At 65.5% G+C, this 25,148-nt stretch carries 27 protein-coding genes (1 of these 27 running past the window's edge); 15 read left to right on the top strand and 12 right to left on the bottom strand.

All coding sequences use genetic code 11. The features are described from left to right. A protein-coding gene (locus tag ACGHN1_RS09290) for a lipopolysaccharide biosynthesis protein (RefSeq protein WP_390550583.1) crosses the window boundary here: on the top strand, window positions 1–1,361 show its 3' portion. It extends 172 nt beyond the left edge of the window; the window shows 1,361 of its 1,533 coding nt (coding positions 173–1,533); its start codon lies beyond the left edge, outside the window; it ends in the stop codon at window positions 1,359–1,361. Here ACGHN1_RS09290 and ACGHN1_RS09295 read toward each other — a convergent pair. Further along, complete coding sequence (locus ACGHN1_RS09295; protein ID WP_390550585.1) at window positions 1,285–2,160, bottom strand: glycosyltransferase family 2 protein; 876 nt, start codon at window positions 2,158–2,160, stop codon at window positions 1,285–1,287. The two genes, ACGHN1_RS09290 and ACGHN1_RS09295, sit on opposite strands and share 77 nt — an antisense overlap. Before the next feature lie 105 nt (window positions 2,161–2,265). On the opposite strand from ACGHN1_RS09295, the gene ACGHN1_RS09300 reads away from it, so the two are divergent. The 3 genes from ACGHN1_RS09300 (at window position 2,266) to ACGHN1_RS09310 (ending at window position 6,728) form a co-directional block, all read left to right on the top strand. Further along, window positions 2,266–3,255, top strand: a complete 990-nt coding sequence (locus ACGHN1_RS09300; RefSeq protein WP_390550587.1) for an aspartyl protease family protein — start codon at window positions 2,266–2,268, stop codon at window positions 3,253–3,255. A gap of 40 nt (window positions 3,256–3,295) precedes the next feature. Continuing rightward, a complete protein-coding gene (locus tag ACGHN1_RS09305) occupies window positions 3,296–5,125 on the top strand; it encodes an ABCB family ABC transporter ATP-binding protein/permease (protein WP_390550916.1) in 1,830 nt (609 codons plus the stop codon). Window positions 5,126–5,222: 97 nt separating this feature from the next. After that, a complete protein-coding gene (locus ACGHN1_RS09310) occupies window positions 5,223–6,728 on the top strand; it encodes a SulP family inorganic anion transporter (protein WP_390550589.1) in 1,506 nt (501 codons plus the stop codon). A gap of 34 nt (window positions 6,729–6,762) precedes the next feature. Here the strand turns inward: ACGHN1_RS09310 and ACGHN1_RS09315 are convergent, their stop codons facing one another. From ACGHN1_RS09315 to ACGHN1_RS09330, 4 genes are all read right to left on the bottom strand, one after another. After that, window positions 6,763–7,299 (bottom strand): hypothetical protein, encoded by a 537-nt coding sequence (locus tag ACGHN1_RS09315; RefSeq protein WP_390550591.1) that lies wholly within the window; start codon window positions 7,297–7,299, stop codon window positions 6,763–6,765. A 78-nt stretch (window positions 7,300–7,377) separates the two neighbouring features. Further along, complete coding sequence (gene hslU / locus ACGHN1_RS09320) at window positions 7,378–8,676, bottom strand: ATP-dependent protease ATPase subunit HslU (protein ID WP_390550593.1); 1,299 nt, start codon at window positions 8,674–8,676, stop codon at window positions 7,378–7,380. A 7-nt stretch (window positions 8,677–8,683) separates the two neighbouring features. After that, window positions 8,684–9,244, bottom strand: coding sequence for an ATP-dependent protease subunit HslV (hslV, locus tag ACGHN1_RS09325; RefSeq protein WP_390550595.1), 561 nt, complete (start codon window positions 9,242–9,244; stop codon window positions 8,684–8,686). Between the two features lie 70 nt (window positions 9,245–9,314). Beyond that, window positions 9,315–9,791, bottom strand: coding sequence for an outer membrane protein assembly factor BamE (locus ACGHN1_RS09330; RefSeq protein ID WP_390550917.1), 477 nt, complete (start codon window positions 9,789–9,791; stop codon window positions 9,315–9,317). A gap of 193 nt (window positions 9,792–9,984) precedes the next feature. Between ACGHN1_RS09330 and ACGHN1_RS09335 the strand changes: the two genes are divergently transcribed. Beyond that, window positions 9,985–10,497: a ubiquinol-cytochrome C chaperone family protein gene (locus tag ACGHN1_RS09335; RefSeq protein WP_390550597.1), complete on the top strand. Its 513-nt coding sequence runs from the start codon at window positions 9,985–9,987 to the stop codon at window positions 10,495–10,497. Then, on the top strand, window positions 10,494–11,018 hold the full coding sequence (locus ACGHN1_RS09340) for a YceD family protein (protein WP_390550599.1): 525 nt from the start codon (window positions 10,494–10,496) through the stop codon (window positions 11,016–11,018). The genes ACGHN1_RS09335 and ACGHN1_RS09340 overlap by 4 nt, the downstream gene beginning before the upstream one ends. Here ACGHN1_RS09340 and ACGHN1_RS09345 read toward each other — a convergent pair. Beyond that, complete coding sequence (locus ACGHN1_RS09345) at window positions 11,015–11,632, bottom strand: class I SAM-dependent methyltransferase (RefSeq protein ID WP_390550601.1); 618 nt, start codon at window positions 11,630–11,632, stop codon at window positions 11,015–11,017. The two genes, ACGHN1_RS09340 and ACGHN1_RS09345, sit on opposite strands and share 4 nt — an antisense overlap. Next, complete coding sequence (locus tag ACGHN1_RS09350; protein ID WP_390550603.1) at window positions 11,629–12,870, bottom strand: glycosyltransferase family 2 protein; 1,242 nt, start codon at window positions 12,868–12,870, stop codon at window positions 11,629–11,631. The genes ACGHN1_RS09345 and ACGHN1_RS09350 overlap by 4 nt, the downstream gene beginning before the upstream one ends. Before the next feature lie 77 nt (window positions 12,871–12,947). Here ACGHN1_RS09350 and ACGHN1_RS09355 point away from each other — a divergent pair, with 77 nt between their 5' ends. Continuing rightward, window positions 12,948–14,768, top strand: a complete 1,821-nt coding sequence (locus ACGHN1_RS09355) for a hypothetical protein (protein WP_390550605.1) — start codon at window positions 12,948–12,950, stop codon at window positions 14,766–14,768. Window positions 14,769–14,774: 6 nt separating this feature from the next. On the opposite strand, the gene ssb is transcribed toward ACGHN1_RS09355, so the two are convergent. The 5 genes from ssb to ACGHN1_RS09380 all read right to left on the bottom strand — a co-directional run bounded on the left by ssb (window position 14,775) and on the right by ACGHN1_RS09380 (window position 18,835). Then, window positions 14,775–15,302: a single-stranded DNA-binding protein gene (ssb, locus tag ACGHN1_RS09360; protein WP_390550607.1), complete on the bottom strand. Its 528-nt coding sequence runs from the start codon at window positions 15,300–15,302 to the stop codon at window positions 14,775–14,777. Window positions 15,303–15,392: 90 nt separating this feature from the next. Beyond that, window positions 15,393–17,255 (bottom strand): ferrous iron transporter B, encoded by a 1,863-nt coding sequence (locus tag ACGHN1_RS09365; RefSeq protein ID WP_390550609.1) that lies wholly within the window; start codon window positions 17,253–17,255, stop codon window positions 15,393–15,395. Beyond that, a complete protein-coding gene (locus ACGHN1_RS09370) occupies window positions 17,252–17,491 on the bottom strand; it encodes a ferrous iron transport protein A (protein WP_390550611.1) in 240 nt (79 codons plus the stop codon). The genes ACGHN1_RS09365 and ACGHN1_RS09370 overlap by 4 nt, the downstream gene beginning before the upstream one ends. Before the next feature lie 58 nt (window positions 17,492–17,549). Further along, window positions 17,550–18,233: a COQ9 family protein gene (locus tag ACGHN1_RS09375; RefSeq protein WP_390550613.1), complete on the bottom strand. Its 684-nt coding sequence runs from the start codon at window positions 18,231–18,233 to the stop codon at window positions 17,550–17,552. Further along, the gene (locus tag ACGHN1_RS09380; protein ID WP_390550615.1) at window positions 18,230–18,835 is read right to left on the bottom strand and encodes an ankyrin repeat domain-containing protein; all 606 of its coding nucleotides are present in this window, start codon (window positions 18,833–18,835) and stop codon (window positions 18,230–18,232) included. The genes ACGHN1_RS09375 and ACGHN1_RS09380 overlap by 4 nt, the downstream gene beginning before the upstream one ends. Before the next feature lie 87 nt (window positions 18,836–18,922). On the opposite strand from ACGHN1_RS09380, the gene ACGHN1_RS09385 reads away from it, so the two are divergent. The 8 genes from ACGHN1_RS09385 to ACGHN1_RS09420 all read left to right on the top strand — a co-directional run bounded on the left by ACGHN1_RS09385 (window position 18,923) and on the right by ACGHN1_RS09420 (window position 24,608). Further along, window positions 18,923–19,513 (top strand): SCO family protein, encoded by a 591-nt coding sequence (locus tag ACGHN1_RS09385; RefSeq protein ID WP_390550617.1) that lies wholly within the window; start codon window positions 18,923–18,925, stop codon window positions 19,511–19,513. Next, window positions 19,501–19,956 carry a YcgN family cysteine cluster protein gene (locus ACGHN1_RS09390; RefSeq protein ID WP_390550619.1) on the top strand — a complete coding sequence of 152 codons (456 nt, stop codon included), beginning with the start codon at window positions 19,501–19,503 and terminating at the stop codon, window positions 19,954–19,956. Before ACGHN1_RS09385 ends, ACGHN1_RS09390 begins: the two co-directional genes overlap by 13 nt. After that, on the top strand, window positions 19,953–20,675 hold the full coding sequence (locus ACGHN1_RS09395) for a M48 family metallopeptidase (protein WP_390550621.1): 723 nt from the start codon (window positions 19,953–19,955) through the stop codon (window positions 20,673–20,675). Before ACGHN1_RS09390 ends, ACGHN1_RS09395 begins: the two co-directional genes overlap by 4 nt. 32 nt (window positions 20,676–20,707) lie before the next feature. Further along, window positions 20,708–21,151, top strand: a complete 444-nt coding sequence (locus ACGHN1_RS09400; protein WP_390550623.1) for a hypothetical protein — start codon at window positions 20,708–20,710, stop codon at window positions 21,149–21,151. After that, window positions 21,117–22,112 carry a bifunctional diaminohydroxyphosphoribosylaminopyrimidine deaminase/5-amino-6-(5-phosphoribosylamino)uracil reductase RibD gene (gene ribD / locus ACGHN1_RS09405; protein WP_390550625.1) on the top strand — a complete coding sequence of 332 codons (996 nt, stop codon included), beginning with the start codon at window positions 21,117–21,119 and terminating at the stop codon, window positions 22,110–22,112. The genes ACGHN1_RS09400 and ribD overlap by 35 nt, the downstream gene beginning before the upstream one ends. 7 nt (window positions 22,113–22,119) lie before the next feature. Beyond that, window positions 22,120–22,737 (top strand): riboflavin synthase, encoded by a 618-nt coding sequence (locus ACGHN1_RS09410; RefSeq protein WP_390550628.1) that lies wholly within the window; start codon window positions 22,120–22,122, stop codon window positions 22,735–22,737. Between the two features lie 300 nt (window positions 22,738–23,037). Further along, the gene (locus ACGHN1_RS09415; protein ID WP_390550630.1) at window positions 23,038–23,301 is read left to right on the top strand and encodes a hypothetical protein; all 264 of its coding nucleotides are present in this window, start codon (window positions 23,038–23,040) and stop codon (window positions 23,299–23,301) included. Next, a complete protein-coding gene (locus tag ACGHN1_RS09420) occupies window positions 23,301–24,608 on the top strand; it encodes a hypothetical protein (RefSeq protein WP_390550632.1) in 1,308 nt (435 codons plus the stop codon). Before ACGHN1_RS09415 ends, ACGHN1_RS09420 begins: the two co-directional genes overlap by 1 nt. Window positions 24,609–25,148 lie beyond the last annotated feature (540 nt).

Below are 25,148 nucleotides of genomic sequence, written 5' to 3' on the forward strand. Positions count from 1 at the left end.
TGAGCCAGGTGGTGGTGACCGCCCTCGCCTTCCTCAACGGATACGGATTCGCCGGCGCACTCATTCAGGCCGATTCGATCGACGAGCGCGACATCGGACAGGCCTTCGGTCTCCTGCTCCTCACCAACACCGCCCTGGCGATCGCCCAGTTCCTGCTGGCCCCCTTGGCCGCAGACTATTTCGGCCAGCCGCTGCTGACCGACATCTTGCGGCTGCAGGTCCTGTTGTTCCTGGTCGTGCCCTTCATCGCCCTCCCCGACGCGCTGCTCGCCCGCAAGATCAGTTTCCGCTTCCAGGCGCTCGCCAGCATGTCGGGTGCGATCACGGGCGCGGCGACCGCGCTGGGCATGGCCTGGTTCGGTTACGGCGTCTGGGCGCTGGTCGTAGCGCCGATCCTCGCTTTCGGAGCGCGCGCCGTGGTTCTGGTCCTGGCCGCAAAACTAAGAAACCGGCCGCGATTCGGCTTCCGCGGCGCGGGAGCGATGATCGGCTTTGGCGGTGCGATGATCGCCTGTCAGTTCTTCTGGATCGTCCAGAGCCAGGCGGACATCGTCATCGCCGGGCGCCGATTCGAAATCCACGATCTCGGCCTTTATTCCGAAGCGCTGTTCCTCGCCCTCATCGTCACCGGACGCTTTCTTCCGCCGATCAACGAGGTCGCCTTTCCGGCCTATTCCGAACTGCACAAGGCGGGCCGCAGCCTCGCCCCCTATTTCGAACGCGTGCTGCGCAGTGTCGCGCTGATCACCGCCCCGATCTACGTCGGGCTCGCGCTGACCGCTCCCGAAGCGGTGCTGACCTTGTTCGGCGAGAAATGGGCGGAAATGGCGCCGATCGCCCAAGGCCTGGCGCTCGCCATGCCGTTCTTTGCGCTCCAGATCGTCTGCAGCCCGACGACCAATGCCATGGGGCAGCCCCGGATCTACGTGATGACCAGCGCTTGCGGGGCGGCGATCTTCGTTACCTGCTTCGCCTTCGGTGCGGCCTACGGGCCGATGGGCCTCGTCCACGCGTGGTGGGTCGCCGCCCCGATGCTGCTCGCAGTGACACTGGCCCTGACACTTCCCCGAATCGGGATGGCGCCGTCCCGCCTCGTCGCCGCGCTCGCACCGGCCGCGATCGCCTGCGGCGTCATGGCGCTGGCAGTGACGTCGGTGAGTGCTCTGCTGCCGGCCGATCCGCCCTGGGCGAGGCTGCTGGTGATGGTCCCGGTCGGTGCTGTCGCCTACGTCGCGACCATCTGGTTCGGGTGGCGCGACATGGTGCGCGACAGCTGGGCCATGCTCAGGAACCGCGCTCCGCAGCCGCCTGCCGCATCCGGGCCAACGCCCGCCGGTCGAACCAGTACCACAGCGGACTGAGCCGGGGACGAAGCTGCGGCAGCCAATCGCCGTAGATGTCGGCCATCCGCTGCGGCAGGTCGCGTGGTCCGCGTCGCCGCATGATCGCGCTGATCATCCGGTTCTGGAAATGCCGGACCGCGTAATTGACCATCCGCTGGGATTGCATGCGAAGGCTCGCCGGGGCGAGCGTGTTCGGTTCGCACAGGAAGCCCGCCTTCTCGCAAGCGACGATGCGAGCATCGACCCAGTCGGAGTCGCCGCCGAGATCGGTGTGCGCCAGCGCCCCCAGCAGGCTGTCGTCGCCCACCAGATCCTCGGGCAGCCGCAATCCGCTTGCCCTCAGCCGTTCGACGAAATTGCCCGACAGGGCGTACAGATCGCCGAACATCCCGCCGTCGCGCACGAGGAGCCGGCGATAGGTTGCGGCACGCCGGCCGTTGCGCGGCATTCCAGCCGCGGCATTGGCTTGGGGATTGGCATTGAGGCACAGCGTCAGTGCCTGCACCGAACCGGGAATGACCTGCGCATCCCCGTCGACGAAGACGAAGGTCTCGGCAGCTGGCGCCTCGTCGAGCATGAAGCGGTTCCAGCTGCGCGATTTCCCCCCTTCGGCGTAATTGACCAGCCGCACTCCCCGGTCGGCATAGGATCGGACGACATCCGCCGTCCCGTCGCTGCTGCCGTTGACCACCACCGCCACCCGGACCTCCGGGTCCGATAGCGGAAGGCTGTCCAGGCAAGCGGCGATCCGACGCTCTTCGTTGTGAGCGAGGACGGTGATCAAGACGGGCGCTGGAGCGGGATCGGCAGAGGCCATCGGCCTTCTCCTACCAGCGCCGCGGGGCGAGGTCACTGGAATTTGGCGGGCCGGATCGCCCGTGGTAGAATGCCGTACGCGATTGTTGTCGGAAGGAGAGGACCGATGATTCTGTCGCTCTTCGTTCCGCTCCTGTCTTTCGCCGGCGCGATCGCGTCCGCCATGCCGCCCGCAACGCAGGGCGCGTCGGCTGAGCTTCCCGACAATCCCGCATCCATACCGGCGGAGTTCGAGGAGGTCGCGATCGATCGCGACCGATACGAACGCATGACGGTGCCCGTCACCATCGCCGGGCGCGGGCCCTATCGCTTCATGGTCGACACCGGTTCGCAGGCGACCGCCATCACCCAGCGCGTGGTCGACGATCTTGCGTTGCGGCCCGATGGCGAGGCGATGCTGGTCGCCATGGGATCGCAAGCGCTGGTCGCCACCGTCCCGCTCGACCGACTGGAGTTCGCCAACCGCAGCCTGGATGGCATCCGCGCCCCCCTGCTCCTCAGCCGGCATGTCGGCGCCGATGGCATTCTGGGGCTCGATGCGCTGCAGAGCCTGAGAGTGCTGATGGACTTCGAAGGCGACCGCATCGTCGTCGCCGACGCCGGCGAGCTGGGCGGGAGGAATGGTTTCGAGATCGTCGTTCGCGCGCGCCGCAAGCTGGGCCAGATGATAATCACCGATGCCCGGATCAACGGCATGCGGGTCAACGTGCTCATCGACACGGGGGCTCAGCGCTCCTTCGGCAACGAGGAACTGCGCAGGCGCCTGATCGACAGGAACGTGGGCAGCGAGATCGCCACCGATGTCCACGGCGTCGAGGTCAGGAACGAACTGCGTCAGGCGAGACGGATTGTCATCGGCGGCCTCTCTCTCAGCGGCGTTTCCGTGGGCTTCGCGAACAGTCCGATCTTCGAAGCGCTGGGGCTGACGGACAAGCCCGCGCTGGTTCTGGGCATGGACGATCTGCGCGCCTTCCGCCGGGTGGCGATCGACTTCGAAGACCGCAGGATCCTCTTCGATCTCCCCCGGGAAGTCGCGGTTGAGCGGCTGCGCCGGATGACGCCGTTCCGTACCGGGATCGACAGCAGGATCGATTGAGGAGGTTGCACCCGGTCGCAGGCGGCACCAGATGGGCGACATGCCGCCCGATACCGTAGTGCCCGGCCAGCGCGATCCGGAAAGCTGGGCGACGTTGCGGCGGTTCCTGCCCTATCTCTGGCCCAAGGATGCACCGGCGCTGCGGGTGCGGATCGTCGTCGCCATGATCTTCGTGCTCGCGGCCAAGGGTGTTACCCTGGCGCTGCCGCTGCTCTACAAGCGGGTGGTCGATACCATGGCCCTCGACGGCGAACCGCTGCTGTGGATCGCGGTCGGCTTCGTCCTTGCCTATACCGCCGGGCGTTTCTCGGCGACGATGTTCGACCAGGTCCGCAACATCGCCTTCGAGCGCGTCGGCCAGGTCGCCACCCGCCATCTCGCCGAGGACGTCTTTTCGCGCCTCCATCGCCTGAGCCTCCGTTTCCACCTCTCGCGCCGCACCGGCGAGGTCACCAAGACCATCGAGCGCGGGACCAAGAGCATCGATTCGATGCTCTATTTCCTGCTGTTCAACATCGCGCCGACGATCGTGGAACTGATCGCGGTCGGGGCGATCTTCTGGACGCTGTTCGGCTGGGAACTGGTCGCCGCCACCGCCGTCACGGTGGTGCTCTACATCTGGGTCACCCGGTTGATCACCGAATGGCGCACCCAGCTGCGCGCGCAGATGAACGATCTCGACGGCACCGCGCTGTCGCGCGCCGTCGATTCGCTGCTGAACTACGAGACGGTCAAATATTTCGGTGCCGAACGGCGCGAGGAGCAACGCTACGCTCGCGCTGCCGGGGCCTATGCCGAGGCGGCGATCCGCTCGGAAAATTCGCTCGGCCTGCTCAATATGGTCCAGGCACTGATCACCAATCTGCTGATGGCCGGCGCGATGGCCTTCGTGGTGTGGGAATGGAGCCAGGGGCGCCTGTCGGTCGGCGATCTGGTCGCGATCCAAACCTATCTCGTCCAGCTCTTCCGCCCGCTCGACATGCTCGGCTGGGTCTATCGCACGATCCGCCAGGGACTGGTCGACATGGCGGCGATGTTCCGGCTGATCGACGCCCCGGTCGAGGTCGAGGACCGCCCCGGCGCGCCGGCTCTCGTGGTCCGCCGGCCGAGCGTCGCCTTCGAGAATGTGGTCTTCGGTTACGAGCCGGACCGGACGATCCTCCACGGCCTTACCTTCGAGGTCGAAGCCGGCCAGAACGTCGCCATCGTCGGCCCCTCGGGGGCCGGCAAGAGCACGATCGCCCGGCTGATGTTCCGCTTCTACGACCCGCAGTCGGGGCGCATCCTGATCGACGGGCAGGATATCCGCGATGTCCAGCAGGCCAGCGTGCGCGAGGCGATCGGCATCGTCCCGCAGGACAGCGTGCTGTTCAACGAGACCATCGGCTACAACATCGCCTACGGATTGCCCCGGTCGAAAGGCGAAGCGACGCGCGAGCAGATCGTCGAGGCGGCGCGGGGCGCGGCAATCCTCCCATTCGTCGAGGGTCTGCCGCAAGGCTTCGAGACCGAGGTCGGAGAGCGCGGGTTGAAACTGTCGGGCGGCGAGAAGCAGCGCGTCGCCATTGCCCGCACTCTGCTCAAGGATCCGCCGATCGTGGTGCTGGACGAAGCGACCAGCGCGCTCGACAGCCGGACCGAGCAGGACATACTCGGCACGCTGCGGCGGATCAGCCGCGACCGGACGACTCTGTCGATCGCGCACCGCCTGTCGACCATCGCCGATGCCGATCGCATCCTCGTCCTCGACGAGGGCCGCCTGGCGGAAAGTGGCACGCATTCCGAACTGTTGCGAGCCCGCGGCCTCTACGCCGAGATGTGGGCGCGCCAGCAGGCCGAAAGCGAGTTGATCGACGAGGCGGCCGAGTGACCGGCGTCCCGGGTTGTGCTGCACCGCACAAATGGTAGGGGTCTGATCACCGGAGCGCTTTCCGTTCCGCGCCACTCGCACCCGATCAGGTATCGTCATGAAAAACTCCGACGCGCTGCGGCGCGACTGGTTCGGCAATGTTCGCGCCGACATTCTCGCCGGCATCGTCGTCGCGCTTGCGCTGATTCCCGAAGCGATCGGTTTCTCGATCATCGCCGGGGTCGATCCGCGCGTCGGTCTCTACGCCTCGGTCGCGATCGCGATGGTCATCGCCTTTACCGGCGGGCGGCCGGGAATGATCAGCGCCGCGACCGCGGCCGTCGCAGTAGTCGTGGTGCCGCTGGTGCGCGAATACGGGGTCGAATATCTCTTCGCCGCGACGATCCTGATGGGCGTGTTCCAGGGCGTGGCCGCGCTGCTGCGGTTCGATCTGTTGATGCAGTTCGTCTCGCGCAGCGTCATCACCGGCTTCGTCAACGCGCTCGCCATCCTGATCTTCATGGCCCAGCTGCCGCAGCTGATCCCCGGCAATCCCGGCGTCGGTCTCGAAGCCTATGCGATGGTCGCGGCCGCGCTGGCGATGATCTACCTCCTGCCCCGCGTCACCACCGCGATCCCCAGCCCGCTGATCGCAATCGTGGTGCTGACCGCGCTAGCCATATGGCTCGGCGTGCCAGTGAACACGGTCGCCGACATGGGCGAACTGCCGGACGGCCTGCCCTATTTCGTTCTGCCCGACGTACCGCTGACCTGGGAGACGCTGCGGATCATCGCGCCGTATTCGGCGACAATGGCAGCGGTCGGCCTGCTCGAATCGCTGCTGACCGCGCAGATCGTCGACGACATGACTCACACCGGATCGGACAAGCGGCGCGAGAGCGCTGGCCAGGGCGCGGCCAATGTCGTCGCCGCGCTGTTCGGCGGCATGGGCGGCTGCGCGATGATCGGCCAGTCGGTCATCAACGTCACCAGCGGCGGGCGCGGACGGCTGTCGACCTTCGTCGCCGGCCTCTCGCTGCTCGTCATGCTGGTGCTGCTCGGCGATCTCGTCGGGCGCGTGCCCATGCCCGCGCTGGTGGCGATCATGATCATGGTGTCGATCGGCACCTTCTCGTGGAACTCGATCCCCAATCTCGCCAAGCACCCCTGGCAGAGCTCGGTGGTGATGCTGACCACGGTCGGCGTGGTGGTGGTCACCCACAATCTCGCGCTCGGCGTGCTGGCGGGGGTGATCCTGTCGGGCGTGTTCTTCACCCAGAAGGTGATGGGCATGTTCAGTGTCGTCCGCACCCGCGAGGGCGAGAGCGCGATCTACCGTGCCACGGGCCAGGTCTTCTACGCCAGCGTCGACCGGTTCGAGGCTGCCTTCGGCCCCGAAAGCGCCCAGCCCGACCCCGCCCGCCACGTGGTGATCGACGTGTCCTCCGCGCATTTCTGGGACATCAGCGCGGTCGGCGCACTCGACAAGGTGGTCGAACGGATGCGCCGGAACGGTCGCAGCGTGCGAATCGTCGGCCTCAACCGCGCCAGCGCCGACCTCGTCGACAAATTCGCGCTGACCGACAAGACGGGTGTGGAGAGCGGGCTGGCCCCGCATCCGTGAGCGGACGGGCGGCTATTGGGGTGGGAAGCGGACGTTAGCGAGGGAGAGCTACAAACCGCGCCGCAACTCCACCTATTGCGCCCGCCGCACAATAGAACAGCAGGGTTTTAATCTGTATCAGCCAGCCAAGCGCCGTCGGCAGACCGTCGCGGGTAACTTGATATCCATGAGACCAACTGTTGTAGGATGACCGATCGTCCAGGAAAGTGGAGAGGCCGATAGCCAGTCCCAGCAACAAGAAGATAAGTCCGATGAAAGCGCCCGCAATCGCGCCATAGATCAAGGCGCTTCGCTTAGAGCGCAATGGCCGACCTTCGGCCACTTTCCAAACGGGAAGGCCGACTAGCAGGCCCATAAAGATAGCGACGGGCGCTCCAAACAGTGCAAAGATCCATACCGTTTCGAAGATATGGAGGTCGCGCGATTCAAACCCTAAGAACTCGCGCGCTATGAGTTGAGTGAGCAAATCGGTAGCCGCTTCCAACGAAATATAGCACAGCAAACCAACCAATGAGCCGCAAACTAGGCCCACCATCATTCGGCGCGTCTTCAAAGGTTCTATATCGTCCAATATGGGTAGCAGTTTCGCAAGATGAGTGAACGTCTGCAAGGGGGTCGTTACCTGCCGTTCCGCAATGTCCGCTTCAGCCTAGAGAATATACTTCGACAGGTCCGCATCGCCCGCCAGTTCGTCTAGCCGTTCGCGGACGTAGGCCGCGTCCACCGTGATCGTCTCGCCGGCATGGTCCTCGGCGGTGAAGCTGATGTCCTCGACGAGCCGCTCCATCACGGTCTGGAGGCGGCGGGCGCCGATGTTCTCGACGCTCTCGTTCACCTGCGCGGCGATCTTGGCGACTTCGGCGATGGCGTCCTCGGTGATGTCGAGCGTCACGTCCTCGGTGCCGATCAGCGCCTTGTACTGCTGCGGCAGATTGGCGCGCGTCTCGGTGAGAATGCGGACGAAGTCCTCCTCGGTCAGCGCGCGCAGCTCGACCCGGATCGGCAGGCGGCCCTGCAACTCGGGCAGCATGTCGGACGGCTTTGAGACGTGGAACGCGCCGCTGGCGATGAAGAGCACGTGGTCGGTCTTCATCGGCCCGTATTTGGTCGCCACCGTCGTGCCCTCGATCAGCGGCAGCAGGTCACGCTGCACGCCCTCGCGGCTGACCGATCCGCCGCGCACGTCGCTGACCGCGATCTTGTCGATCTCGTCGAGGAAGACGATCCCGTTGGTCTCGGCATTCTCCAGCGCGACGCGGGCGACGTCGTCCTGGTCCATGCGCTTTTCGGCCTCTTCCTCGACCAGACGATCCCATGCGTCGGGGACCTTGAGCTTGCGCCGCTTGGACAGGCTCTTGCCCATCGCCTTGCCGAGCATGTCGGAAAGATCGATCATTCCCACACCGCCGGGCATGCCGGGAATGTCCATCTGCTTGTTCGGCGTGTCCTTGACCTCGATCTCGACCTCGGTGTCGTTCATCGCGTTCTGGACGATCCGTTCGCGGAACGCCTGGCGCGTCGCCTCGCTGGCGCCGTCGCCGACCAGCGCGGTCAGCAGCCGGTCCATCGCGGCCTCGCTCGCCTTCTCGCGCACGGCATCGCGGCGCCGGTCCTTTTCCAGCCGGATCGCCTCTTCCACCAGATCGCGGGCGATCTGTTCGACGTCGCGCCCGACATAGCCGACCTCGGTGAACTTGGTCGCCTCGACCTTGACGAACGGCGCTTCGGCCAGCTTCGCCAGCCGCCGACTGATCTCGGTCTTGCCGCAGCCAGTGGGCCCGATCATCAGGATGTTCTTGGGCGTCACCTCGTCGCGCAGATCGGCGCCCAGCCGCTGGCGTCGCCAGCGGTTGCGCAGAGCCACGGCGACCGCGCGCTTGGCCTCCTTCTGGCCGATGATGTGCTCGTCGAGCGAGGCGACGATCGCCTTCGGGGTCAGATTGTCCATGGAATCCTCAGACGCGTTCGAGCGTCACATTGTCGTTGGTGAACACGCAGACTTCGGCGGCCACCGCCATCGCCCTCAGAGCGATCTTTTCCGGGTCGTCCTCGTAATCGGACAGGGCCTTCGCCGCAGCGAGCGCGTAGTTTCCGCCGCTACCGATCGCGGCAATCCCGCCATCGGGCTCGAGCACGTCGCCATTGCCGGTGAGGACGAGGAGATTGTCCTTGTCCGCGACGATCATCAGCGCCTCGAGATTGCGCAGATACTTGTCGGTGCGCCAGTCCTTGGTCAACTCGACCGAGGCGCGCAGCAATTGCCCGCTGTACTGCTCGAGCTTCTTCTCCAGCCGCTCGAACAGGGTAAAGGCGTCGGCGGTCGCTCCGGCGAAGCCCGCCACCACGGCATCGTCCTTGCCGATCCGGCGAACCTTGCGGGCGTTGGGTTTCATCACCGTGTTGCCCATGGAGACCTGGCCGTCGCCGGCGATCACCGTGGTACCGCCGCGCTTGACCCCGATGATGGTCGTGGAATGCCACTGGACGAGGCCGTGGCGCTCTGATCGTTCGCTCATGCGGCGCGATATGGGGGGCGGACCCGCGCGATCAAGTTCGTTGCGCCGGGCATGAGCCCTCCGATCAAGATCAGGGTTGGGTCGGCCCCGTGGCGCCGGGCCCGATCCCGCCGACCTGGCCGATGTTGCCGAACAGGTCTTCCAGGAACCCGCGTTCGCGACCCAGCGTCGGGGTCTGATCGCCATCCGGCGAAAGATAGACCACCTGGTCGATCCCCGTGCGATCGGCGGCGATCACGTTGCCCGCCTCGTCGAAACGCACTGCGAGGACGTTGTGCTGATCGATCCGGGGCGAAACGAACGGACGGCGCGCATTGGTGCTCGACACGTAATACCAGGTCGGCTGCCCGAACTGGCTGCTGAAAGTCGGGCGGCCCAACGTGCCCTCGACGCTGCGCTGGTTGTCGATCCCAGGCTGGATGGCGGCGGTCAGCACCGGGTCGACGATGTAGCCGCGGGATTCGCGGATCGACGAACAGCCGGAGCCCGCCAGGAGCGCCGAGGCGAGGATCGTGGGAGCCAGAACCTTGCGCGCGAAACCTGTCATTGCCGTCACTTCAACTCCGTCTTTCCGAACCGCGCCGCGAACTCGACGGCAAGCGAAATCCTGTCTATGCGAGCGCTCACCGCAGGGGGTGCCTTAGGGGCCCCGGACAAGGCGCGCAACTCGCGAAAGCCGGGCGCTGCCCGCCGCGGATTGAATTGCCGCTGAACGACGAGCCACCGGAGACCATTGCGCGATGAACCTGCTTTCCCGCCTGATCCGCTCCCGGCGCGATCCGCGCGAGACGGTGCGCCCCCTGTGGCACCGCACCGTGGCGATCGCGCGCGAGCCCGAATGGTATACGACATGCGGCGTCGCCGACACGCTCGAAGGACGGTTCGACATGGTCACCGCCGCCACTGCGCTGGTCTTGCTGCGGATGGAAGCCGATCCCGAACTCGCCGAACTGACCGGCCCCTATACGGAATTCTTCGTCGAGGACATGGACGGGCAGCTGCGCCAGGCGGGCGTCGGCGATCTCGTGGTGGGCAAGAAGATCGGCAAGCTGATGGGCACGCTGGGGGGTCGCATCGGCGCTTATCGCGACGGCCTGCAAGGGGGGCGCGAGGCCCTGGCGGCAGCGGCCAGGCGTAATGTGACCATGGCCGACGAAAACCTGGCCGACGCCTTGGCCGTGCGTATCGAACAGCTGCGCGATCGCCTTGCGAACATCTCCGCGAACGATCTTGTTCGGGGAGCGATCGCATGAGCGAACCCGGCGAGTTCACGCGAATGGTGCGCAGCGACGCCCTGCCCGCCAGGCCGCTGACGGTGACTGCCAACGAGGCCGAGCGGCTCGCCCTTGCCCGGCGTTTCGGCCTGCCCGCCATCCATGCGCTCGAGGCGCAGGTCTCCTTCTCGCCCGATGGCGAGGGGGTTCGGGCCGAGGGCACGCTTGCCGCCAGCTTCGATCAGCTCTGCGCGGTATCGGGCGATCCGTTCGGCAACACTCTCGACGAGCCTCTCGGGCTCCTCTTCGTCCCCTCTCCGGAGAAGATTTTCGATCCCGAGGAGGAGATCGAGCTCGCCGACGACGAACTCGACGAGATAGCTTTCGAGGGTCGCGAGTTCGATCTCGGCGAGGCAATCGCGCAGAGCTTCGCCCTCTCGATCGATCCCTATGCCGAAGGTCCCGATGCCGCCGCGGCGCGGCGCGAGGCGGGATTGCTCGACGAAGCCGCCGCCGGCCCCTTCGCGGCGCTGGCGGCGCTTAAGAAGGATCGCGACTAGGCTGCCAGCGAATGGAGTTGCGCATCCTTCGCCAGCATGGTGACGAAATGCAATTCGCGCCCGAATAGCGCATCGAACGGCTTGGCGTAGAGGCCGATTTCCGTGTCGAGATGGCGCGGCGTCAGGCCGAGGTCGCTCCAGATGGTCTGCCATTCTTCGCGTGCGAGATAGTTGTAGGGTAACCGCACGCCGTGCGAGGCGTTGCCGACCCAATCCATGAACCGCAGGGTCGGTCCGGCGAGGAAGCCGTCGCGGAAATGGTCCTTCACCACCACGCCATATTTTGCGACGCGAGCCGCCTCTGCCAGGATTCGAGCCGGTTCATCGGTGTGATGCAGAACATCGACCATCATGGCGACATCGAACGCTTCGTCCTCTGCATCGATCGAATAGCCATCGAACGCCCGGACCGGGATCGCGGTGTCGTCACGCACCAGAACGTCAACGCCCTCGATCGCGATATCGGGCCTAATCTGCATGATCGCGGCGGCGATATCGCCGCTACCGCAACCGACATCCAGGACGCGCGCGTTTGCGGGGATCAGCCGGGCGAGGCTCTCGGCCAAGACCCGAACGCGGCGACGAAACACCAGATATTCATGAGCGGATTTCATGCGGTTGCTCCTGTGGAACGGAGTCTCGCCGGGTGGTTCATCAATTCGGCGAGAAACCCGGTAAAGGCGATCTGAATGCCGATGGCGCAGGCCAGGGCGGATGGAATGCTCAGGCGGAGAAGTCTCTCGGCCACCATGTCGCCGTACCCGGCCGCGCCCCATTGCCACACGGCCAGCGTAGAACCGGCGATGCCGGCTACGAAGAGCCCTCCACCCGCGATGCACGTCTTGTCGATCGTCAGCCAACGGCGGATGGCCCGGATGTCGCGCGATTCCATCCAGTAGCGTTCGCGAGTGCCGAAAAGCTTAGCGAGGAGCCCGAAGCTGACCAGTTGCACCCCCAGCAGCAGCGACAGGCCGCAGAACAGCAAGGAATTGACGCCAAGACGTACGCTGCCCAGACTGACGAAGCCCGGCAAAAGGATGAGGAAACCGATGAGCCCGGCTGCCGCCAGCGCAAGTCCCGGATACAGATAGAGCCAGCGCGGTGCGAAGATCAGCAGGAACTTGAGATGCCGCCAGCCATCCCGGAAGCTGCGCAGATGCGGCGCGCGGCTGCGTCCGTCGGGTTTGAGGGTGGTGGGAACTTCGGTCATGCTCAGACCGGAGAGCTGCGCCTTGACCACCATTTCGGAGGCGAATTCCATCCCCGTCGAAGACAGGCCCAGGCCGAGGATCGCTTCGCGGCGGAAGGCCCGCAACCCGCAATGGAAATCGCCGACGGGCGCCCGGTAAAAGACCCGGCCGGCCATGCTCAGCGCCGGATTGCCGAGATATTTGTGCAGTGGCGGCATGGCCCCTCGCGCGATCCCGCCCATGAAGCGATTGCCCATGACGAGATCGTAACCTTCGCGAAGCCTGACCAAAAACGGCATCAGGCCCATAAAATCGTAGCTGTCGTCCCCGTCGGCCATGGCGACGAAGGGCGTTTGCGCGGCAGCGATCCCGGCTCGCAGCGCTGCGCCATAGCCACGCTCGGCGACATCGATCACCTGTGCCCCGAGTTCCCGGGCGATCGCTTGCGAACCGTCGGTCGAGCCATTGTCGGCAACGATGATTTCACCCTGAACATCGTAGGCACGAAGAAAACGCTGCGCGGCGACGATACAAGTGGCGAGAGTTTCGGCTTCGTTGAGGCAGGGGATCACGATGGAAAGTTCGGGTTCCGTCCCGGTCCCCGCTGCGGCAACGGATTCGCAAGCCTCGCGTGCGAACTGGCTGTGAGCTGGTTGTTCCAAGACTTGCCCCTCGTTTCCAATCCCGCGATTGGTGAGCAGGAAATGAAAGAAAGAGCTTAACTTTGGGTAAATCGGCGATGCGTCCCGTAATCGGGAAGCCACGGGGGCTCGAGAAAGGGTATGCCGACTGGCCCATCCTTGTCTTCATCGCGATCGGGTTCACGATCCTGGTTCTTCTCACCCCCGGCGGCCGGCACGCGCCCGAATTGCTGCTGCGCGATCCCGACAATGTCATGCGGCTGGTCCAGGTGCGCGATTTTCTGGCGGGGCAAAGCTGGTGGGACGTTTCGCAACATCGGATGGCCGCAGGCATTCCGAACAACATGCATTGGTCGCGATTGGCGGATTTGCCGCTGGCGGCGCTGATCCTCTTCTTCTCGCTGTTCGCCGATACCGCCCGGGCTGAAGTCCTTGCGGTGATTGTCGAGCCGCCGCTGCTCCTGATACCGACGCTATATTTCCTGGGGCGGGCGGCAGCCAACCTCGCGGGCGACGAAGCGGCAAAGGTCGCCCGCCTTCTGGCCCTAACCGCCACCCTTTTCCTGTCGCAATTCGCCCCCGGCCGTATCGACCATCACAATATCCAGCTGGTCCTTCTGGCCCTGTGTCTGTCAGCCCTGACGGACCGTCCTTCCTGGCGAGCGGGAGCGATCGCCGGAACTGCGATCGGCCTTTCGCTGAACATCGGGCTGGAGATGGCGCCCTTGCTGGCAATCGCCTGTGCCGGAATGGCGGCCCGCTGGCTTATCGAAGGCGCGCCGATGGCGCGCATCTTCAACGGATTGATCGCCGGGCTGATGGTCTCGAGCGTGTTTTTCTACGTGCTGAGCGTTCCGCCGGGCGAATATGCCCGCGCGACGGCCGACCAGCTCGGCCGCGGCCATTTCGTCGCGATCGGATCGGTCGGGACGGTCCTGCTCTTCGCATCGGACAAGACATCGACCAATCGGCGAACACGCCTGCTCTGGCTGATCATGGCTGCAATTGCTGGCGTATCCGCACCCTTGCTCGCGCCGGAGCTCGTCCGATCGCCCTATTCGAACATTCCGCCACGACTTTACGACCTGTGGATCGAGAACATCCGCGAAACCGCTTCGATCGTGGATGTGGCGCAATCTCAACCCAGCCATCTGCCGCGCTATTTTATGTTCATTTTAATTGCCTTCGCGGTGGGCCTGTGGCTCGCGAAGGATCTCGATCGCCGCGGTCCGGTCCTGCTCCTGCTGGGGGTACTGGCCGGGGGCCTCGTGCTCACGATGTGGCAGTTGCGCGCCGGCGCCGCTGCGTCCTGCGTTGCAATAGTGATCGCCAGCGCAGCGATAGCGCATGTCTGGCAAGGGACGAACGGAAGGAGAAGCCGGGCAGTGGCCGGCACCTTGGTGCTCGTGATGAACGGCTGGAGCGGCCTCGCGCTTCAGGCCCTGTTGGAAAGGCTGGAGGTTCGCTCCGAAAACCGGACAGGGCAAGAAATCGCGGGAATGCCGTCAGGCGCCATCGAGGGGGAAGAGGAACGGCCTATCAGCCGCTGCGAAGCCGCTGTGCGGGCTGCGCCGCTGGACAGCGTGCCGCCGGGGCTGGTCCTCAGCAGCCTTGATGCCGGAGCGCCCATCCTCCTGCGCTCAAGACATGAGACCCTGTCGCTGGGATTCCACCGTAACGTACAGGGCGTGGCAACGACGGTGGATGCGCTTCTCGCCCCGCCCGATGCCGCCCGGAAAATCCTGACAGCTCGCGGCGTCGCCTATCTGTTCTACTGCCCAAGCCTCGAATTCGGGGGGTTTCCCCGCTCCACGGATGCGAGTTTGGGCGCCATGCTGGCGGTCGGGAATGCTCCAGAATGGCTCCAGCCGATCGCGATCGCACCCACCGGTGACTACGCCTTCTACGCCGTCCGCTAGCGCGGATCAGAAGGGGATGTCGTCGTCGAGATCGTCGTAATTCGATCCGCCGCCCGAACCGGAGCCCGAACCCTTGTTGCCGCCGCCGCGCCAGTCGTCACCCCCGCCTGAGGACTGACCGCCGCCCCCCTGGTTCCAGCCGCCGCCGCTGCGCTGGCCACCGCCGCCGCCACCGCTGCCGCCCGCGCCGTCGAGCATGGTCAGCGTGCCGTTGAAGCCGCGCAGCACGACTTCGGTGCTGTAGCGGTCCTGGCCGTTCTGGTCCTGCCACTTGCGGGTCTGGAGCTGGCCTTCGATGAAGACCTTGCTGCCCTTCTTGAGATAGTTCTCGCAGACGTTGATCAGCCCTTCGGAAAAGATCGCGACCGTGTGCCATTCGGTGCGTTCCTGGCGTTCGCCGGTGTTGCGATCCTTCCACTGCTCGCTCGTCGCGATGCGCAGGTTGCACACCTTGCCGCCGTTCTGGAAGCTGCGGACTTCCGGGTCCTGCCCGAGATTTCCGATCAGCATGACTTTGTTGAGGCTACCGGCCATCGATTCGTCCCTTCGTAACTGTTCGTTCGCGGACTATCGAACGGGCGGGACAGGGGCCAGTGCCCAATCCCGCTTTTTTCGCGATCGGGGCTACAAGCCCGCTGCCACGGCGATCCAGTAGGTCAGCCCGGCGAATATCCACGCCAGCGCGAAAAGATAGACGGTCATGAAGATCGGCCAGCGCCACGAATTGGTCTCGCGCCGGGTCACGGCGATGGTCGAGAGGCACTGCGGGGCGAAGACGAACCAGGCGAGGAAAGCGAGTGCGGTCGGCAGGCTCCACAGCCCGGCGATCCTGTCGGTGACGCCCTGCGCGGCGACATCCTCGTCCTCGGCATCGACGGCGTAGGTGGTGGCGAGCGCCGACACCGCGACCTCGCGCGCGGCCAGCGCCGGAATGAGCGCCAGGCTCATCTCCCGATTGAAGCCGATCGGCTCGAGCACTGGATGGAGCCCGTCGGCGATAGACCCTGCGAAGCTCGCGTCGAGCTGGCTCTCGCCCGGTTCGGCCTGCGGAAAACTGAGCAGCAGCCACAGGGCGATGGTGGCGACGAATATGATCGTGCCCGCCCGACGCAGGAACACCCAGGCGCGCTGCCACAGCCCGATGGCAAGGTCCTTGAGCCGCGGCATCTGGTAGCGGGGCATCTCCATGATGAAGCCGCTCGCTGCGCCCTTGGCCAGCGTGCCGCGCAGCACCAGCGCGACCACCATCGCGCCGACGATGCCCGCGACATAGAGCGCGAACAGCACCAGCCCCTGCAGGCCGATGCCCGGGCCGACGGTGGTTGCGGGAATGAAGGCCGCGATGATCACCGCATAGACCGGAAGCCGCGCCGAGCAGGTCATCAGCGGAGCGACCAGGATGGTCGTCAGCCGGTCCTTCGGATCGCTGATCGAGCGCGTCGCCATGATCCCCGGGATCGCGCAGGCGAAGCTGGAGAGCAGCGGGATGAAGCTTTTGCCCGAAAGGCCGACCCCCGCCATCAACCGGTCCATGAGAAACGCGGCGCGGGCCATGTAGCCGGTCGCTTCCATGATGAGGATGAAGAAGAACAGGATCACGATCTGCGGCAGGAACACGACCACCGAGCCGACCCCGGCAAGCACGCCTTCGGTGATCGCATCGCGCAGGAATCCTTCGGGCAGCGTATCGGTGACGGCGGCGGACAACGCGCCCACCCCGCCCTCCAGCGCATCGGCGAAGGGGGTCGCCCAGGCGAACACGGCCTGGAAGATCACGAACAGCAGAGCGAACAGGATGACCGGCCCGACCCAGGGGTTCAGCAGGACCCGGTCGACGCCGCTTTCGACCGTATGCCTGGTGGATTGCGACAGGATCGTTCCGCGCGCCATGTGCTTGGCAGCCAGTCGCCGTTCCGGCAGGGTCAGGTGCCAACGTGCATGGGCCTTCTCGTCGGCATGGGCCTCGGCTGCGGCGATGGCGCCGACGAGTTCGTCCAGCCCCTTGCGGCGCACCGCCACGGTGGGGATCACGGGAACGCCGAGCGCTTCGGACAATGCCGCGGGGTCGAGCGTCAGACCGTCGCGTTCGGCAAGATCGATCATGTTGAGCGCAACCACTGTGGGACGGCCGAGCTCGAGCACCTCCTGGACGAAGACCAGATGCTGCTCGAGATTGGCCGCATCGAGCACCAGCACCAGCACGTCCGGCTGGCGTTCTCCGGGAAATTCGCCGTGGACGACCTTGCGGGTCACTTCCTCGTCGGGACTTGCGGCATCGAAGCTGTAGGAACCGGGCAGGTCGATCAGTTCGAGAGCGTCGCCGCCGGGCAGCTGCAACCGCCCCGCCTTCCGCTCCACGGTCACCCCGGGGTAATTGGCGATCTTCTGCCGTGCCCCGGTAAGGGCGTTGAACAGTGCCGACTTGCCCGCATTGGGATTGCCCACCAAGGCCACGGTGCGGCTTCGGGTCGGATCGTCGCGGCTCACGCGGCCTCCACCTCGATCGCGAGGGCATGGGCACGGCGCAAAGCGATCATGGTGCGGCCAAGCCTGATGGCAATGGGGTCGCGGGTGCCGAACACACCGCGGTGGGTGACGGAAATCTCGACCCCCTCGTCCACGCCCAGCGCGCGCAGCCGCTTGGCCTCGTCGGCGGCCACGACCGACCAGTCGACCGCCGTGATCGTCGCCGGCCTTCCAGAATCCAGAGCATCGAGCGTCATCGCCAGCGCGCCTTGCAGAAGCCCGCGGTCAATTGCAACCGATTATCAATAGCGCCTGTCAGCGCGCCGGATAACGGAGCCGACCGAGAAATCGCGTGACGCTGAAACTGTCGCGATCCGGGGCGAGCCATTTCGCCTTGGCCTTCTCGAACCGCATCACGCCCTCGATTCTGCGGTCGAGGAAGGCGCGGGTTTCGGCCTTGTCGTCGCTCTCGTCGTCCACGAGCACCGCCAGCGTCGCGCCATAGATCGAGGCTAGGATCGCGCGCTTGGTGTAGTGATTGTAATCGGTCGCGGTATCGCCCGCGAGGCGCCACATGACATCGGCACTGTGCCAACCGGTCTTGAGCGTGGCGGCGACGTTCTGCGGCATCGCCATAATCGCAAGCGCGCGGCGCAGCGATTCCTCCCGCCCTCGCACCGCGTCGAGGCGGAACTGGACGAGGCTGCGGATGCGCTCCCGGATCGGCATCCGGGCGAGCCGCTCCGCCGGCAGGGCTTCGCCCATGGCGGCATCGATCGTCTCGATCCAGGCACGGATCATGTCCATCGCCATGCCCCCGGCGGATTGCGTGTAGGCCAGACGAGCAACATCGGGATCGATCCCCGCCTGCGTCGCCGCCATCTCAAGCGCCTCCTCGCTCCATCCGTCGAAGATCGCCGCATCGGCTACCGACGGCGCGAGGTGGAGGCGCAGTTCGTCGAGAGTCATGTCCGCGGGGGTTGGATCGTCCGCGATCATCCTATCTCCGGCCCGTAACTCGGCCCTTCGCCGGCGCGCGCCTTGTCGGCGCTGTCGAAGGCCTCGAGCAATTGGGCGTTGGCGGTGGCGAGCATCGCGTAATCGCGCGCAGAACGGCCCGAATTGTCGGTACGCTCGGGATTCGCACCATTCTTCAACAGCAGCCGGATCATCGCGGTATCACGCCGATGGACGGCAGAGATCAGCGGCGTTTCCCCGGCCACATTGGTCACGTCGACCCGGGCCCCGGCCTTCAGCAGCGCCTCGGCCCCGTCGATGAACCCGAGATCGGCGGCAAGCTGCAACGGGGTGGTCCCGTGTTTGTCCTCGACATTGGGATTGGCGCCCTTGCCGGTGAGGAAACGTATCCACGTGAGGTCACGCCGCTGAGTGACGATATGGAGGGCACTTTCGCCACTGCTCATGTCGCGCGTGTTGACGATCGTCGTCCCCGGCTTGTTCAGCGCATCGGTGACGACATCCCCGTCACGATCGCGGACCGCCTTTAAGAACTCGTAGCCGGCGGAAAAATTCTGTGCACTGGTCGGTGTCGGCGCGAGCAGAGCAGCCGCCAGAGCAGTGGAAACGAAAATCGCGCGCATGGTGCCTGTCAGTCCTTCGATTTCTGCGCAGTTCGGGGTCCTGTCCCCTTGCTCCGCGCGGTTTAGCAGACCATGAACCACGATACCATGCTCCGCTTTTTCGCGCCCCTCGCCCTCTCCCTGTCGATCGCTGCTTGCGGGCCGTCCGCACCCGCCGACCCGCCCCCTCTCGAAGGCGCGGCGCTGGGCGGCGACTTCACCCTGACCGGGGAAGATGGGAATCAGGTGAGCTGGAACGATTTCGCCGGGCAGTACCGGACGATCTACTTCGGTTATGCCTTCTGCCCCGACGTATGCCCCACCGACAATCAGCGCGCGATGGCCGGGCTGCGCCAGTTCGCCGAGGAGCACCCCGACCGCGCGGCCAAGGTCCAGCCGCTGTTCGTCAGCGTCGATCCCGATCGCGACACCCCCGAAGTGCTGACCCAGTTCACCGACGCGTTTCATCCGCGCCTGATCGGCATGACCGGATCGCCAGACGATCTCGAGGCGACGGCGAAGGAATTCGGCGCGAGCTTCAGCGTGCCGCCGCCGGAGGAGCGCGGCGAGGCCGGCTATCTCGTCGGCCATTCCAACCTCACCCTGCTGTTCGGACCGGATGGGAAGCCGCTCGCAACGCTGCCCACCGATCTCGGACCTCAGGCCGTCGCGGCGGAGCTGGAAAAATGGGTGCGCTGAGAGAGCGGTTCTGGGAGCTGCCGCTGGATCGCCTCACACGCGCCGAATGGGAAGCGCTCTGCGACGGTTGCGGGCGCTGCTGCCTGCATAAGGTGGAGGACGAGGATACCGGCGAGATTGCCGACACGAATGTCGCCTGCAAGCTGCTCGATTGCGCTTCGGCCGGCTGTCGCGACTACAGGAACCGCAAGGCCTTTGTCCCCGACTGCCTGCAACTGACCGCGAAGCTCGCGCGCGAGATCGAGTGGCTGCCGGAAACCTGCGCCTACACCCGCCGCGCCAAAGGCCGCCCGCTCCCGTCATGGCACTACCTGCTTTCGGGCGACCGCGAGGCGGTGGTGCGCGCCGGCGTTTCGGCTGCCGGGCGCGTGATCAGCGAGACCAAGGCCGGACCGCTGGAACATCACATCGTCGAATGGGAAACGGAGCGCGATCCCGTATGATCGAATGGCTGCGCGAGACCGGGCGCTCGCCGACGATCGAGCTTTCAGGCCGCATCGTCCCGATCGATATCAGGCGCCATCCGCGCGCCACCCGGTTGACCTTGCGCCTGGCGCCCGACGGCAGTGCGGTGCGGATCACGCTGCCGCGCTGGTGCCGCACCGATGAAGCAGTGCGCTTCGCCGCTATTCGCCGCAAGTGGCTCGAGACCCAGCTCGCCAAGGTTCCGCAAGCGCAGGACCCGGTGGCACGCGGCACCCTTCGCCATCGGGGCGCGGAACTCGTCATCGACTGGCGCGCCGATCTTCCCCGCAAACCCGCGCACATCGGGAACGTCCTGCGCATCGGTGGCCCGAATGAAACACTGTCGAGCCGGCTCCAGCGCTGGCTCGAGGGAGAGGCGCTGGCGCTGATGCGCGCCGATCTTGCCGAATTCGCCCCTCGGGCCCACCGCGACGTGCCCGACATCCGATTGAGCCGAGCGCAGCGTCGCTGGGGCAGCTGTTCGAGCAGCGGCGTGGTGCGGATCAACTGGCGGCTGGTCCAGGCCCCCGATTTCGTTCGCCGCTCGGTGGTCGCCCACGAAGTCGCGCATCTGGTCCATTTCGATCACTCGCCATCATTCCATGCCCTGCTGGAAACGATCTACGGCGGTTCTCTCGAAGAGGCCGACGGCTGGCTGCGTGCCCGCGGCCGCGGACTTTACGCCGACTTCGGCTAGCGTCGGCGGGCCGGAAGCCCTATCTTTGCATCATGCGTATGGTCAGCCGATTCAATCCCGCGGGCGGTATCCGCGACTTCTGGACCGAATTCCGCAAGCCCAACCCCTATCGCTGGCCGATCCTGATCGCCTCCGCGATACCCATGCTGCTGACGGTCTGGTGGGCGACGGGCGAACGTGTGGTCCTGCCGCCCCCACGCCCCGAGGTGACGCTGATCTCGACGTTCCCGGAAGGCCGCACCGACGCGGAAATCCGCCAGTCGATCCTTGAGAACCAGCGCTACAACGACCGCCTGCGCGCGCTTCAGGCCGAACGCGACGAAAAGGTCCGCGACATGTATCGCGAGCTCGGCCGCGCGACGGGCCTCGATGTCGATGCGATGGAAGCCGAGATCGCCGCCGAACAGGCACGGGAGGAGGCCCGGCGCGCGGCGCGGCTGAATGCCAACGCCGGGAGCGGCAGCGATTCCGAGTGACGCCGACTGGCTCGATGCCGCCGCCCGCCTCGCGATGCGCGGCCGGCCGTCGAGCCGACCAAACCCCGCCGTCGGAGCTATCATCGTCCGCGATGGGGTGATCGTCGGACGCGGCTGGACACGGCCCGGCGGCCGCCCCCATGCCGAGGCCGCGGCGCTCCAACAGGCAGGTTCCGCGGTGCGTGGCGCGGACGTCTTCGTCACGCTCGAACCCTGCGCCCATCGATCGGAACGCGGCCCCGCCTGTGCCGAACTCCTTGCCGATGCCGCGCCGGCGCGGGTCATCGTCGGCTGCGGGGATCCCGATCCGCGTACCGCCGGAAAGGGCATAGCGCGGCTGCGCGCGGCCGGGATCGGCGTCCAGCTTCTCGACCACACGCCGAGCCGCGACAGCCTTGCCGGCTATCTCGTTCAGCGGCGCCTGGGTCGCCCGCACGTCACGCTCAAGCTCGCCCTGTCCCTCGACGGGCGGATCGCGCTTCCCGACGGATCGAGCCGCTGGATCACCGGAGAGATGGCGCGCGCGCATGTCCATTCGCGCCGGGCCCTGGCCGATGCCATCCTCGTGGGCGGCGGTACCTGGCGCGACGATGCGCCCGCCCTCGACGTCCGACTGTCCGGGCTCGAAGATCGGTCGCCGCGCCGTCTCGTCCTGACCCGCGGCGAAGCGCCGAAGGGTGCGCAAGCGATCTCCACGCCGCAGGATATCGCGGACCTCAAGGACACGCAGTATCTCTATATCGAAGGCGGGGCCGGCACCGCGGCGGCCTTCTTGGCCGCCGATCTCGTCGACCGGCTCGATATCTACCGCGCCCCGATCCTGATCGGCAGCGGCCGCCCAGCCATCGAGGATATCGGTCTCGGCGCGCTGGACGAGGCGCATGGCCGCTGGGCGCTCGTGGAGAACTGCCGCCTTGGCAGCGACGGCTTCGAGGCCTATCGGCGGCTGCGGGAGGGATAGAGCGGACATGTTTACCGGTATCGTCACCGCCATCGGCAGCATCCAGAGCGTGGAGCAGCACGGCGGCGCTCAGGTAACGGTCCGCGCCCCCTTCGACCCCGGTACGATTGCCATCGGGGCGTCCATATCCTGTTCGGGCGTATGCCTTACCGTCGTCGATCGCGGCGGGGAGAAAGGGGATGCCTGGTTCACCGTGGATGTGTCGGTCGAAACCATGCGTCGCACCGTTCCGGACATGTGGGAGAAGGGTCGGCGTCTCAATCTCGAACCGGCCTTGCGGGTCGGCGACGAGCTCGGCGGCCACCTCGTTACCGGCCATGTCGACGGCGTCGGGGACGTACGCATGGCGAAGGCCGAAAACGGTTCGATCCGCCTCGCGATCCGAGCCTCGCGCGCGATCTGCCCCTTCATCGCGGAAAAGGGTTCGATAACCGTCGATGGCGTCTCCCTGACGGTCAACGACGTGCGCGACCGCCCGGATGGCACCTGCGATTTCGCCCTGAACATCATCCCGCACACTGCCGAGGTGACGACGCTCGGAGCGCTGAAGGAGGGCGACCGCGTCAATCTCGAGATCGACGTTCTTGCGCGCTATCTCAAGCGGCTGGAAAGCGTGCGACGCTGACCCGACCGTTGGTTTCGACAACCGGATAGGCAATTCCCGATCGCTCGGGTACCGTCGCGCCGCGCGCTTCTGTCCCCGAAGTACGACCAGCCACCGAGATCCATAGACCAACCGAGCTTTGTTTCGGGTGGTGATCTGTTGGCGAACCGGAAAGGTGGCGCTCGGTCCGCCAACCGCCATCGCTCCTTATCCAATCTACCACCCGTCATCATTCCAAAAATAGTATATTGTAATGTAGGTTTTGTGCCAATGCGGTTATATCGTAATGACCACATCGGTTGTTTGGAAAAGGACTGGCATATGATCGACCGCTTCGAAAACTTCGCGCCGGGTCTCTCCGCTCCCGCCACGCGTGCGGAAATGGTTACTCCAAGCGATCTCCAATCGCTCCCGTTCCTTCCCCGGGCGGTCTACGTCGGTGGCACAGGCGACCTCGTCATGCGCGATCAGAGCGGCACGGAGACCGCCTGGCGAAACGTGCCCGCGGGCACGCTCCTGCCTTTTCGCCCGGCCATGATCCGCGCAAGCGGAACAACCGCCACAGACATGCTGGTGATCGATTGATGACGGGGCTCGGCATCGCTTTGGGAATCGCGACACAGCGGCGGGTATCGCCCCCGGTTTCGGCGCCGGCCGTCCTTCGCATCGTTCCCCACGGATCCGACGAAGCCTATGCGGTGGCGCCGCACGCCGAACTGGGCGCAGTGGCTCTTCATCTGATGCGAGGCAATGCCGGCGACACGACCACGCCCGCGATCAGCCTTGGCACCAATTTCGGTGGGTGGCGCATCCGCGGCCTTCGCATCCTGCCGGCCGTGGAGAGCGATCCGGAAACAGAAGCGACCCAAATCCTCTACGAAGGCGGCGGTTCGCAGCAATATGCCTTGCAGGTACCGGGCGCACCGGGCGATTTCGGGGGCATCTACCATGGGTTTGGCGTGGGTGGATTCACACGTGAGACCGTGCCGGATTTGACGAGCCAACATTATGTCGCCGACTTCGCATTGGTGCATACGGCGACGATAGACTGGGGCGGCGGAGCGATCGCGGAAATCTCCGAGACGGTTACGCTGCATGCCGATGGCAGTATCACCAGCGTCACGACGGCTGCATCGGACGCCGGTTTCGACCAGGTGTTCCTGGACATGACCATGCTCTCGACAGCGTTCAGCGAGGTCACACCGACAGGCGCCGGCCCCGTCGATATCTCGGGGGTTGGCGACTATGCGATGGACGACCACGACAGCCTGACCTTCCGCGATCCTAGGACGGGGCTGACCGTGACCGTGATCGACGACGTTCGCGCCTCATCTGCGTTCGCAACGAAATACATCAGCGCAGACGGAACCCGTCAGAAACTCTACCCCCGGCTCGATCCCGTAGCGGCTCTGGGCAGCGAGACGGTCACGCGGAAGATTATCCTGGCATCCACCGAGCCCGATCCCACGCCCGAATATGCATGGGACGGCGAACAGAACGGCTTCGCCGGTTTCGGCCAGATGTTCGGCGGTGGCGTGACCTGGGATGCCGCGCGCAGGCAGGTCGTGCTGACGAGAGCCAATTCGGGGCCCAACTTCAACCGCATCACCTTTCCGATGGGAGGGCTTACCCCCGGCGAGATCTATACGGTAGCGACGATCCTCGAGGTGGAAGGAAGTTCGGCGAGCGGCGGGACCACAATCAGCGTATCGGCGAGTTCCAACGGCGGCTCGGCGACGCCGGCCACACCGAGCAGTGCAAGCCATGGTGCGCCCAGTTTCACCTTCACTGCCCCTGCTGCGACCAGCTATCTTTCCCTCCACCAGCCCGCAGGGACAGGCAGCGACAATATCCTTCGAATAACGCGCGTCGGGCCGGTAACGGCAGGATGAGCGCGCGATGTCGGACTCTTCGGAAAGGGTGATTGGACCTCGACCGGAATTTTTGACGAGCAGACTTTTCTCTACCCAGCTTTACAAGCGCAGCGAATAATGAAAAGGAGAGGTGGGAATTGGATCTGAATAGGCTCTACCAATACTTGGGTTCGCTGTGAAACACGGTATGGCCGCCGGATGAGAGGTTTTGCCATGTCTGCACGCGCAGCGGAAAGGCCATCGGTTTCGCCGCAATACGACCGAGGCGATGCGACCCGTGATACCACCATGAACGCGGAAGGCTCTTTCGCGACAGGCCGTTTGGCTTCATCGACTCGCCAACATTCGGCGGGTTCGGGGTCGGATGGGTTTGCTTTCGATGGGGTTGAGACGGCGGTTGCGATCGTTTCGCGCTGGTCCGGTCCGGTTCTTTTCGTCGTCGCGCTCGGGGGTCTGGCGACCGTTTTGATCTGAGGCTGCCCCCACGCGGGCATCGCGCGTCTCGGGGGTCGGACCGGTGTGTCGCGACCTGCCTCACCTGGAGACAGTCTCCGGAAT

It is taken from the genome of Qipengyuania sp. MTN3-11 (assembly GCF_042851825.1).
Lineage (GTDB): Bacteria > Pseudomonadota > Alphaproteobacteria > Sphingomonadales > Sphingomonadaceae > Qipengyuania.